We start from the raw sequence: 12,190 nt of genomic DNA, 5'->3' as shown, positions 1-12,190 counted from the left end.
TTCTAACTAATATTTTATTTTCTTATATCAAGTACTACAGCATATTTTACAAAACCATTTTTATAATTTCCTTTAACAATAAGAACATATTTTCCCTCTAAATCTGGAACTTTAATGCAACCTCTTTTGACAGTTAAAGCTTTATTGTCTAAATTCCATATTGAAACCGTGATTTCTTTAGGATCAGTACTAAATTGAAAGTTAATGTTTTCATTAGCTCTTACCTTTAAAGATGACTTTTTAAGAAGTTTTTCATAATCAGTAATAATATCCTTTGCAATTATTTTTTCAGAATTATTTTCAACTTCTGTAAAGCTATATGAACAAAGATATTTTGTTGAATGTTTGCCTCTAAGCCTAACTATTAATGATGGAATTACTTCCTTCTCTTTATTTTTTTCAGTATCTTTTTTATCATCCTTGCCTTCTTCAGCAGACTCATCAATTAATTCACCTTGTTCAAGTTTTTTTGCCTTTATTTCCTCTAATCTTTGCTGTTCAATTTGCTTTCTCTTGTCTTTTAATTCTTTCATTAAATCATCTAATTTAGGATAAGGAAAGCTTTCTTCATTTTCACTTTCTCCAGAATCATCAGGTTCTTCGTATGCCATAGGTATTTTTAAAGGAGTTAGTAAAGTTACTATCATTACAACTAATAATATTTTTTTCAACTAAAACCCTCCAACAAATTAATTACAATAATATGTTGCCCTTTTACGGAAAAAAAATTATTAAATTTTAAAAAAGAAGTATTGAAAAAAATTTTCAATACTTCAATTCTAATGACTATTACCAGCAGCAGCCACCAAATAGGAAGATAAGAATTATCCACCACCACCAGCCGCCACAGCCACCAAATCCGCCATAGCCGCCTCCAAAGCCGTTGCCAAATCCTCCACAACCACAATTTCCGCCGTATCCACCATAGCCACCGCCATAGCCGCCGTATCCACCACAGCAATTATTGTAACCGCAAGGATTACAACATTGATTACAACAAGAAGTACAGCATGTATTGCAAGGTGTGCAGCAACACTTGCAGCATTTACAAGATTTTTTGCTACTTGACAAGTTAATCATCTCCTATCTTTAGTTCTATAGTATATTCTATTCTTAACGTAGTATTTCGGTTCAAAATATGCATATTAAAATTTGAATAATTAGACTTTACTAGTTATATTTGATACTATTAAAATATACAAGTTTGAAAGGATGAAAAAAATGAGCAGTAATAGAAATCGTCTTGTTGCACCAAGAAATGTTGTTAATACAAAGATGTTATATACATTTTATATATTAAAAGAATTGGCTAAAGGAGAAACCATATTTGGTAATAAAATATTAGAGGTATTTCGTAATAAATTTCAAAATGCTGAGAGACCTTTTCCAGTTTCATCAAGTACTATATATGAAACATTATATGATTTGGAACTTAAAGGATATGTAACAAGTCATTGGATAGGTGATGAAGCCATGAATAAGCGAAGCAAAAAGGTATATGCCATTACCGATGATGGTGTAGAATTTTATAAAAATCATATAGCTGATTACGTTGATAACTTAAAAAAGACAAAATCAACATTAGATTTAATGATAGAAATGCTTATATAATTGGTAACATTTGACAGTTATTTCTATATATTATATCATTAAAATATTTATAATATATAGAAAGGGGTCACAAAATGATAGAAATTAATGAACTAGGAACTCATGAATCATTGATTTATTTTCCCAATAAAAGGCTAAAAGTAAAAAAAGTTATAAAAAATTCAAACAGTATTTTTTTATATTATTCTAAATTAGAACTAAAAGAGTTTTCAAAGATAAATGTAACATTGCAAAATATTAAAACTCGTGAAGAATATGAATGTGAATTTGATGCCACTGATGAATATATTGAAATTCATCTTGATGCATTAACAGATTATTTTACTGACAATGAAGCAACAATTTTTATAACTTTGCAAAAAGACAAGATTCTGTACTACTATATTCCTGTAGTAAATTCTTGTGAGCTTTTGGACATAAAAAAGCAAACATACAATACTAGCAATTATCAATGGTTTATACGAACTTCACCTACTGGTGAATTACGATTATCATGTTATAAACTTATAACAGCATAAGTAAAAAAGTTAGCAATTTCATTTGCTAACTTTTTTATTTGACAGATATTTAAATTTCATTATTTTTAATTCTTCTTGTTAAATCTTTAATTTTTTCTTCAATAACTTTAGCTGTTTTAATAAATTCTTCATCACTTTTTCCTGTTGGATCCTCTAACCCCCAGTCTTCAGTATGATCTGCTTTTAAGTATGGACACACTACGTTACATCCCATTTTTATAGCTATATCAATGGTTGGTATATCACTTAATAATTTAGACTTTTGAGTTTCATTCATATCAACTTTATATAAATCTTTTATTATTCTTACAGCATCTTGATTTATTTGTGTCTTAGTTTCTGTACCAGCTGAGTAACTTTCAAATACATCTCCTCCATAAATTTTTCCTAAGGCTTCGGCCATTTGTGATCTGCAAGAGTTATGAACGCAGATAAAAGCTACTTTTTTCTTCATTATTTATCATCCTTTCAATTCTCATCTATTTTCCATACGTAATATATTATTTTAACCATCTAAGTAGATGAACTTTAACTTTAAATATTGCATTTATATTCTTTAAAGTATTTGTCGGTATTAATAGTGGTTAGTTTTTTTAATAATTCACCAGCATAGCTACTCCCTTCAGTGCTAATTGAGTAATATGTCCATTTACCTTCTTTTCTGCTATTAACTACACCTGATTCACAAAGAATCTTCATATGATGTGATAATGTAGATTGACTTATATTTAAATTATCTAATAAATGGCATGCACATTTCTCGCCACTTTGAAGCATTTCTAAAATCATTAAACGATTTTCATCACAAAAAGCTTTAAACACCTTTGCATTATTTTGATAATTATTTTTCATTTTATCATCTCATATCTATTTTTTTCGATATGTATATTATATATTTCTTATGAAAATATTACAATATGCTTTTTCCTTCTAATGATTCAACAATATCCTCTTCTAAGGACTCTACTCATTATCATTTGTTCATAAGTTTTAAGCTAAACTTTCAATTGTAGATAATCTCTACCAAACGTTTTCTAATAACTTAATGCCAATCTTATGATTTTTCATTATTATATTAAGTAAAAAAAGCACCATAGCTATAAAGCTACAGTGCACCTTCCACATATTTTATTATTTTAAAGATTCAGATATGGTTACTAGTACTTTGCTTTGTATTTCTGCTATAACATTATGTTTTACCCTTGCATCAAAAGCTAAATATCCACCCTTGTTAAGTTCAAATTTTTCTCCACTTTCAAATGATATTTGAACTTTACCTTCATAAATAAATATTGATGCATAGCCATTATGAACATGATCTGGAAGTCCTTTACCCTCTTCAAAATCAAAATACATAGTTTTAAATTTAGGAGTCATGCCTAATAATTTTTTAGGTTCATTAATACTATTTACATCTATTGGATTTAATTCCATTCTATCTGTAACTTTTAAATTAGTTTTTTTAATTTCCATAATTATTCCTCCGATATTGCTAATTATCTTAAGTTTATTACTGTCATCTTAGGTCTTGACATAGATTCAAATACAGACACTACTAACATATATTTTTCTTTGTCAGCAGTATCTGTATTTATATTTTATTACTTAATCACTTACAAGGCGTTTTTCACCTGTAATTTCTTGAATATGTTTTATATTTTGAGTAACTTCAAGAGTTCCAAGATATTGATTTTTTTCATTACGCACTGCAAAATACCGTATATAGACAAATTGTTCACCTATATTAATCCAAAAATCCTCATTATTTTTTTGCCTGATTTACAGGATGCCCTGGAATATCAGCAGGATTGTCAGTACCACTTTTTTTAAATAACTTATTTTTAATTAAAGCAAGATCTATCTTTTTCATAGCAGCACCCTTTTTTATTGTCATGAATCTACCTGCTGTATTTAACATTCCTGGCTTTTTAATATCAACAAACCCTAATTAGTAAAGTAATTCAATAACTTCAGGATTTTTACTATGAAGATTATAAATAGAATCATTTAAATTTATTACTTTCATTGTAGTAGACCCTCCTTTATTTATGATTATAGTCTTATCTTTAAATTTCTAATTTATGCATTCTATAAATCTTGGTTAACATTTTTAATTATTTTGTTGGTGAAGGTAATTCATTTATAAATATTCTAAATAAGCTGTATGGTTTTTCTCTTATATCTTTTCCATAGTGATATCTAGCCTGTCTATGTAGCTGATTTACTATAACATACAAATATTTATCACATCCTATAGTAAATGTATCTGGCCACAACAGATGTGGACTATGAACAATAGTATCCATTTCACCATCAGGAGAAATTCTTCTTATGCTGTTATTCTCATAATCACCTGCATATATTGTCCCTTTCGAATCTGTAATCATGCCATCAGATGCTCCTTTCTCCCCTAAATACTTAACATAGGAGCAGAGAACAGAATCAGGAATAGATTCATCTCTTAAAACATCAGTATTTATTGAATATAGATCACGGCTGGCAAGAGGACAGTAATATAATGTCTTTCCATCTTCTGATATTGCAATTCCATCTGCAGCAATTGTAATCTGAGAAGTTTTTCCATCAGTATCTCTATTAAGCAATACCTTTCCTTCAACTTTTGGGATAAAATCTGTATTTGCTGTGGTTGTTGAATCTCCATTTAAACGTCTGAATGACCTGCCATCGCTTAAATCAACCACAATAATTGCCCCAGGACCCTTGTCTGATGAATCTGTAATATATGCATAGCCTTCTTTCCCAACACGATAATCAATACGTACATCATTTAAATATGTTGTAGGTAAAACTACATTATCAGGAAAAGAATAAATTCTTCTTATCTTATTAGTATTAAGATCTACTGCAACAAGCTTTGATCCTCCATCAATAGGCTGAGAAAAATTTGGTGCTGCAGTATCAAGTACCCAAAGTGTTCCACACTCATCTGCAACAACACTCTGTACACTTATAAAGCATCTTAGAAGGTTATCATAATCTACCTTATTCGTCTTTAAATCTGGATAAGGAACTAACTTATTATCTACTATTTCAGCTACAGTAAATTTAACATCATCACCCCACTTGGGAAAATTTACAAAAATACGTCCTTTTTTAGAAATAGTAACACCTGTAGGCATTGCACCATAAAAAGAAAATACTGATTCTAATTTGCCAAAGAACTTTTCCTTTGGAAGCTTTCTCTTTTTCATACTTCACACTTCTATATACTTATTTACTCACATTTATATAATATTGCTTTTTCTAAAAGATAATGCCAAAAAATAAATCTAATTCTTCAATAGTTTTACATAAAAAATAAGGCTAAAAGCAGTTTTGGATACCTTTAGCCTTTTATTTTTTATACTAATTTTAGATTAAATATATTATCAAGATTTAACTTCTTAATTCTTAAATTAATTTCATCCTTATCAAGGGTATATAAACCAACCTCTTGCATATGCTTAAAATACTCTGCGCCTGCAAAAGTATATCTATTCTTTCTGCCTTCTCTTGTTTTAGCCTTTTCATTAGCATAAGAAATTATATCTCCAATGGCAATTGAGCTAGGTAATATAAGAAGAGGCATTCCTATAGCAAGTCTTACAGCATTATGTCCTGCTAAACTACCAGTGCATATTGCTTCTGTATGACCTACAAACAAACCACTCTTTTCTCCTGCACAAAATAGATTGTCAACTCCTTCAACTTTAAGATCATTAGTTCTTGGAGCAACAGATAGATATCTTATGGAATTTCCTTTACTTCCTGCATAAGGATCAATATATTTAGCATATTCTAGTCCAGGAATCTTTCTAAGTTTTTCAAGTGGATAATATGTGGTCATCAGTTTAGCATGTGCAGTGTGTACAAAAGTGCAACTTTTGCAACATTGTTTTCAGTAATAAAGTTTAATATTAATACTAATATACTACAAGATATGGAATTAGATACATTTGCTCAAAAATTAAGATATCTTAGACTTGAGAGAAATCTAAATCAACATGAATTTGCTAATTTATTGAACAGGAGCTTTACTAGTGTATGTAATTGGGAACAAGGAAATAGAATACCCAAAACAGAAACTATAAAAGAAATAGCTGAAGTTCTTAATGTTGATTATACATATTTTAAAGTCCAGGAGTAATGATCACTGGTCTTTGAAAATTTACAATGAAAAATAGTATTGTCCACTTTATTTATTAATATATTTGTTAAACAAAACCCAAGTATTTAAGTTCTTGCCTAATACTTGGGTGAATTTCAGAAAGATGATAATGTAGTTATCATCTTTCTGAATAAATTTATATTTTTTCTATCTATTATTTAAAATTTGCTCAAACATCTTTTTACTATAGTCCCCAATATCTGAAGGATTTATCATATTATTTTTTTCTTTAACAGCCATAAAGTAATCTGCTATTAAACCTTTTTCAATTACTCTATTTGTACCTACAGAAAGTGGCAAATCACCTCTAGTTTTTAGCCAAGGCATTTCTGCATGTGTAAATGCTTCTAATATCTTTCCACTATAACATCCTAGATTTTTTATAACACTGTCTATAACAGCTTTTTCAGAAACCGATAAATCAGATGTATTACTAATATCATACCCTATAATTGGATCAAATCTATACTCTTTATATTTATAATATATATCCCTAAAAACTGGTCCATGAACCCATGCTTCACAATTTTCTTCAAATATAAAGTTATTTAAAAATGCATAATAAAAACCCTGAATATAATATAATATTTTTTGTAATGCAAGTGGCGTAATATCTTCACACTCATGCAATAAATAATTAACAACTGAATCTATTTTACTTTCATTGCAACTATGTTGCTCAAGTATTAACATCTTAGTTGCTTCTTTACTCTTATCATATGTTGATTTAGATTTTAATCTATCTTTATTACTTTCTAATAACTCTAAATAATAACTAGGATCATTAAATATTCTTTCCAAAATCATCGAATATTGTTTAGTTGGCATATCACCATCACAATATCTGCTAAATGTTTGTTCTCCCCATCCTAATAATAAAGATAATGGTCTTTTCCCTATATTATATTTTTTAGGTATTTCTAATATATGCTCAAGTGAAATTATATTATTTTGTTTTCTAAACTCATTATATAAATTTTTTAAATTATAATCGTTTATATTACTAACAAATACTTCACTATTACATTCCTTACAAAATGCTATTTTACCAGCATATCTATAAATTTCACCTTTTAAATTTGCTTCCATAATTTCATCTTTTTCAATATAAAGAACATCATCCCTACACTGCTCGCAAAAAGTCATATTCTTATTCATTTTACATTCCTCCCTCAAAAAACCCCAATTGATTATCTAAACAGATAAGCAATTGGCTTATTTCTTTTATGAAATGAAATTGTAACCACTCTCTTTTTGTCAATCTTATATTCTATAATATTAAATTTAGTATATATATCAACAAATTCTTCTTCTCCAAAAATATCAAATAAATTTCTTTGTGGGCAAAATACATAAAGTACTTCATGTTCATACCCTGGATTTGTGTTATTTAATGAATGACAAAAATCATCCACTTCTATACTTAGTAAAATTTCTTTTCTTTTTTTCTCATCTAATCTATATTCATTAATAAATTGAACATTCTCTGCTCTATTTTGATTTTGCGATATTATGTACTGGTTATCATTTATACAATCTTTTATCTTATTTAAAATAACCTGAACCTCTTCTCTTGTATAATTTTGATTATAATGTTCTGACACCGCATCAACCCCCAACTTTTATATCTTTAGTTATTATAATACTATATTATATACACATAGTCAATTTTTATGCACTAATTAGTACATTTTCTATTTGATTTTTAAATCGTTTCAATAATATTGATACATTTTTTAAAGAAAAAGAGTTAATGCTTAATAACCTAAACATTAACTCTAAAACTTTTATTCACTTTCTCCCTTAATATCTAATTTATTGACTCTAATTTATTTTTTCTCCACTCCCAGTTAGGCATGTGTACACTCATATACTCCCAAAACTTCTTACCATGATTAGGATACTTTAAATGTGCCAATTCATGAAGTATTACATATTCAATACAATAACGTGGCTTTTTAATTAGCTCTAAATTCAGATTAATATTTCTTCTTTCAACATTGCAACTACCCCATCTTGTTTGCATTGTTATTACTCTAATACTATTAACCTCTTCTTTTACTATCTGTTCATATTCATGTACTAATTCTGCAAACTTCTTTTTTGCTTTCTCTTGATACCACTTTTTAAGTAACTCTTGCTTTTAAGCAGTATTATTTTTATCCTTAACATGAATTTCAATATAGCCTCTATATAGCCTTACGTACTCTTTATTAGATTCAATTATCTTTAATCTATAGTTCTTACCAAGATACTTAAAGCTCTCTCCACTAACCATTTCTTTTTCTTTTGGCTTCTTGTAATTCTCATTAAAATGTTTTAATTGTGATTGTATCCACTCTTTCTTATTAGCTATAACTCTTTCTATATAATCATCTGTAGCTGCTTCTGGCACTGTTAAGTGAATACTTCCATACCTTTTAACTTTTAATGTTACATTCTTTACTTTCTTTTTATGAATTTCAATTTTCTAAACAATATTATTAAGCTTTTAATATCTTATTTTTGTTTCCTATATACTGCTAAATTTGCTTTTTCTCTTTTAAATGATGATATATACCCATTGTCCTTTAAAGCTTTTAATATTAACTCATTTTCATGATTACCACTTATTCTCATTTTTTTACTGCTGAATTCCAATAATCCAGTATACTCACTATCTATTTTTTCTAATAGTTCAACAATATTTTCTTTATAAATATTTTTTATTTGATATATTAACAATTTTATTTTACTCTCTTTATTAGGTAAGTACTCAATCATTTCCTTAATCATTGCATATTTTAATTCCTCTTTAACCAATATATCTTCTATTGAATTAAAAATTAATGCTGCTATAGACTCATCTATTTTAATATTTTCACTGTATTCCTGAAGTATCTTAAATTTATCTACATTAGTAATTTTTTGTGATTCAATTACCAATACTAAATCCTTAGTATCAAAACATTCAATTTTAGTATTAATAAATTTATTAATATTTGATTCAACTAGAGTAATATGCATTCCAAAATGACTATTTTTTAATGCTTTATATACCTCCTCAGTTACTGTAACTAATTCGTTATTAATTAATATATTAACTCTTTCTATGCTTAGTCCATTAAAATCAAAATCAATAAATGGTTCTCTTAATTTGCATGCTACTAAATTTATTACTATGTCTGAAACCATTTCTGACTTTATAAATTCTTCAACAAATCCGTCTATCTCCTTAACTTGCTTTTCTGAAAAATCATTCTCATATAATTCATCTTCTTTTAACTTTTCATAAACTTCCTTTTTATTCACAAATCCAGCTAAAACTTCATCTACTTTATCTCGATTTTTATAATATTCAAAAATATTTCTCCAACTAAAGCTTACTTTTAAATTTTTAAGTACATCTCCCCAGAAATTACTATCTTTAATATTATTAATATTTGATATGATAAACTCTTTTTGTTTTATTATGTTTCTTATTAGGTTATCTTCTATATTTTCATTATTTATTAGTTCTATTATAGTGTTTGAATCCTCACTTATATCACTGTAATTGAAGATATTCTGTATATATATATTTATGTTATCGTCAATATAATTTTTAAGTTCTTCTAACTCATAACTTTTAATACTAGAGTAGTTAAGATTAATATTTTCTAAATCATTAAGTAAGTTTTTTTCAATAGCTATAATTACTCTTAACATTTGTTCGTTAATTTCATATAAGTTATTTAAATATAAATATTTTATAATTTTATTACACACATTGTCTTTAGGATCACAAATCATTTCAAATGTTTCTTCATCTATATATTTTATTTTTATATTTAAATTTAAACATTTTTCCCCAAAATTATGGCTATAACACTCCCAAGCTATTGTTCTAATGAAATCTTCTTTTGATTCAATATATTCTTTCATAGTACCTTTACTATTTAATAATACAATCTCGTTTATATCGCAATTATTAAATATTAATTTTAAAATACTATCCCTTTGTTCGCATGTAATAATACTACTCAAAAATACTGCATTCCAGAATTTATCTGTAGTATTACATAATAACCTAATGAATTTTGATATACCACTTTTATTATTTAATTCAATAAATTTAAAAATGAAATTAAGATACTCATCATTAAACTCTGAAAGTAATTCAATAATTTTTTCTAATTTTAACTTATTATTATTACTATCAATGTTTTCCAAAAGATATTGCAATAAATTATAATTTAATATTGACACTGACTCAAAATCTTCTATTCTTAATCTACCTAAAATTTCTTTTATATTAGTCAAATCTGTATCATATCTTAATGGTTTATTTTGAATAACACCTTGAATATACTCGAAGTCTTTCTTAGTAAATCTACCTTCATAAAAATATAAAATATAAGAGGAATATGATTCATTTATGTAACCAAATTTTAATAACCTAATTATAAGCTGCTGTGCCTTTATATCTTCATCTAAATTACTAACAAATCTTGAATCTTTCATTAAACGTTCAATCGAACTGCTCTTAAATTCATTTATTTTTTTATCGAGTTTTTCAATTTCCTTTTTATTATAATTTATTTTATCTTTTATATTCTCTCCAATAGATTTTATTGCTGTTATCCTTTTCGAATAACTTGTCTTTTTACCATTTATAGTATCTAGGTTTTCAAAACTTATTTCTTGCCATGAATAATACATATTTTTATAAATTCTTGTAGCGTTTTTTGCCTTCATAATTACTTCAAAGTCTATTAATGAAGAAATGTCATATTCAGTATCATCAATCTTAACCCTCCTTATATTACTCTTCTTCCACTCATCTAAATATATTAATTTTAATTCTTCCTCATTTTCTACTATTTCTTTTTTTAATTGTTCTATATTACTTTTATACTGTTCTAATTCGATATATAATTCCTGCATAATACTATCTACATTTTCAGCTTTTTTATTAAAGACATTATACACCATACCTTGTTGTCTTAATAGCATAGTAAAATCAACAGGATATAAGTTTTTGTATACTATCATAGCAAGTAAATTATTTACATTTAGCGATTCACACTTTCCTTCAATAATAATTCTTTTATAATAAATTTTAAACTCATTATATATATTTGTAAGCAATCTCATATCATCTATAAAAAATGAAATATCACTTATCAACTCATCGCTTACTTTTTCTTTTTCCTCCCTATAAATAGTATTAAATTCATCAATTTTCCTTTTTAGAAGATCATATGAATTTTCACTATTTACTATTGGTATAACAGGTATAATAAAATCAAAGAATTTTGTCCTATTTTTATTATTTTCCTTATTATCTATACTTACAAACTCATTAACACTATTTTTTTCTACAAAAAATAACTCATCTTTAATTGCATATACAAATGTTACTTTTCTATTTATACTCTCAGAACTATTAATTAATTTATTTAACTCTCTTAACTTTGTAAATATTTCAACATTGTTAAATCTATCTAAGTCTTCGAAGAAAATTACATTATATTTAAACACTTCAAAAAAATACATTATTTCATCTAAATATTGATTAAAAGATTCTTCTTTTTGTCTCTTACCTACTTGTATATTTCCATCTTTGTTTTGTATTGAATTTATAGTAAATTTACTTAATAAAATTTTTATAAATACACTTGCTACATATAGCATAGTTATAGCACTTATAGCAATAATTATGTACATACTAATATTAGTATTGTATTTTAGTATAGGAATTTTAGTAAAATATTCTTGTAGGTAACTACTATTTTGATTAAAAGTTTCTATTACAGTCGGTTTAATAAGTAATGTTGATGTTATAATTAATAAAACAATTATAGCTATTATTCTAAGTATATCTAATTTTTTTATATTATTTATTTTTCTAAATCTTGAATAAGGCATTTTT

Annotated in this window: 11 protein-coding genes and 5 pseudogenes; 3 read left to right on the top strand and 13 right to left on the bottom strand. The window is 26.4% G+C overall.

Features of this window, described 5'->3' with window-relative positions:
* Nucleotides 1–14: 14 nt before the first annotated feature.
* Together Q5O44_RS12765 and Q5O44_RS12760 are read right to left on the bottom strand one after the other, a co-directional pair.
* Nucleotides 15–671, bottom strand: a complete 657-nt coding sequence (locus Q5O44_RS12765) for a hypothetical protein (RefSeq protein WP_022168825.1) — start codon at nt 669–671, stop codon at nt 15–17.
* A 118-nt stretch (nt 672–789) separates the two neighbouring features.
* Complete coding sequence (locus Q5O44_RS12760) at nt 790–1,080, bottom strand: ground-like protein (protein WP_302638054.1); 291 nt, start codon at nt 1,078–1,080, stop codon at nt 790–792.
* Between the two features lie 141 nt (nt 1,081–1,221).
* On the opposite strand from Q5O44_RS12760, the gene Q5O44_RS12755 reads away from it, so the two are divergent.
* A complete protein-coding gene (locus Q5O44_RS12755) occupies nt 1,222–1,611 on the top strand; it encodes a PadR family transcriptional regulator (RefSeq protein ID WP_022168824.1) in 390 nt (129 codons plus the stop codon).
* A gap of 74 nt (nt 1,612–1,685) precedes the next feature.
* Nucleotides 1,686–2,129: a hypothetical protein gene (locus Q5O44_RS12750; RefSeq protein WP_022168823.1), complete on the top strand. Its 444-nt coding sequence runs from the start codon at nt 1,686–1,688 to the stop codon at nt 2,127–2,129.
* Between the two features lie 49 nt (nt 2,130–2,178).
* On the opposite strand, the gene Q5O44_RS12745 is transcribed toward Q5O44_RS12750, so the two are convergent.
* The 7 genes and pseudogenes from Q5O44_RS12745 to Q5O44_RS12715 all read right to left on the bottom strand — a co-directional run.
* On the bottom strand, nt 2,179–2,583 hold the full coding sequence (locus tag Q5O44_RS12745; protein WP_022168822.1) for an arsenate reductase ArsC: 405 nt from the start codon (nt 2,581–2,583) through the stop codon (nt 2,179–2,181).
* 80 nt (nt 2,584–2,663) lie between these two features.
* The gene (locus tag Q5O44_RS12740; RefSeq protein WP_022168821.1) at nt 2,664–2,981 is read right to left on the bottom strand and encodes a helix-turn-helix transcriptional regulator; all 318 of its coding nucleotides are present in this window, start codon (nt 2,979–2,981) and stop codon (nt 2,664–2,666) included.
* A 279-nt stretch (nt 2,982–3,260) separates the two neighbouring features.
* Nucleotides 3,261–3,602, bottom strand: a complete 342-nt coding sequence (locus tag Q5O44_RS12735; RefSeq protein WP_022168820.1) for a cupin domain-containing protein — start codon at nt 3,600–3,602, stop codon at nt 3,261–3,263.
* Nucleotides 3,603–3,734: 132 nt separating this feature from the next.
* Nucleotides 3,735–3,902 (bottom strand): annotated as a pseudogene (locus Q5O44_RS12730) (PAS domain-containing protein); the annotation flags it as partial.
* Nucleotides 3,892–4,065, bottom strand: a pseudogene (locus Q5O44_RS12725) (DUF1858 domain-containing protein); the annotation flags it as partial. The pseudogenes Q5O44_RS12725 and Q5O44_RS12730, both read right to left, overlap by 11 nt.
* A 178-nt stretch (nt 4,066–4,243) precedes the next feature.
* On the bottom strand, nt 4,244–5,341 hold the full coding sequence (locus tag Q5O44_RS12720; protein WP_022168818.1) for an L-dopachrome tautomerase-related protein: 1,098 nt from the start codon (nt 5,339–5,341) through the stop codon (nt 4,244–4,246).
* A 149-nt stretch (nt 5,342–5,490) separates the two neighbouring features.
* Nucleotides 5,491–5,994, bottom strand: a pseudogene (locus Q5O44_RS12715) (FAD-dependent oxidoreductase); the annotation flags it as partial.
* Here Q5O44_RS12715 and Q5O44_RS12710 point away from each other — a divergent pair.
* The gene (locus Q5O44_RS12710) at nt 5,995–6,276 is read left to right on the top strand and encodes a helix-turn-helix transcriptional regulator (protein WP_302638051.1); all 282 of its coding nucleotides are present in this window, start codon (nt 5,995–5,997) and stop codon (nt 6,274–6,276) included.
* Between the two features lie 168 nt (nt 6,277–6,444).
* Here the strand turns inward: Q5O44_RS12710 and Q5O44_RS12705 are convergent, their stop codons facing one another.
* The 4 genes and pseudogenes from Q5O44_RS12705 to Q5O44_RS12690 all read right to left on the bottom strand — a co-directional run.
* Nucleotides 6,445–7,455, bottom strand: coding sequence for a type II toxin-antitoxin system antitoxin SocA domain-containing protein (locus tag Q5O44_RS12705; protein WP_022168815.1), 1,011 nt, complete (start codon nt 7,453–7,455; stop codon nt 6,445–6,447).
* Between the two features lie 32 nt (nt 7,456–7,487).
* Complete coding sequence (locus Q5O44_RS12700; protein ID WP_022168814.1) at nt 7,488–7,901, bottom strand: hypothetical protein; 414 nt, start codon at nt 7,899–7,901, stop codon at nt 7,488–7,490.
* A gap of 206 nt (nt 7,902–8,107) precedes the next feature.
* A pseudogene (locus Q5O44_RS12695) lies at nt 8,108–8,758 on the bottom strand (M48 family metallopeptidase).
* A gap of 38 nt (nt 8,759–8,796) precedes the next feature.
* Nucleotides 8,797–12,190, bottom strand: a pseudogene (locus Q5O44_RS12690) (hypothetical protein); the annotation flags it as partial.

Source organism: Clostridium sp. CAG:221 (genome assembly GCA_000435835.1).
Lineage (GTDB): Bacteria > Bacillota > Clostridia > Clostridiales > Clostridiaceae > Clostridium.
Note: the sequence above shows the minus strand (reverse complement) of the source record. Positions and strands in the feature narration are given on the sequence as shown.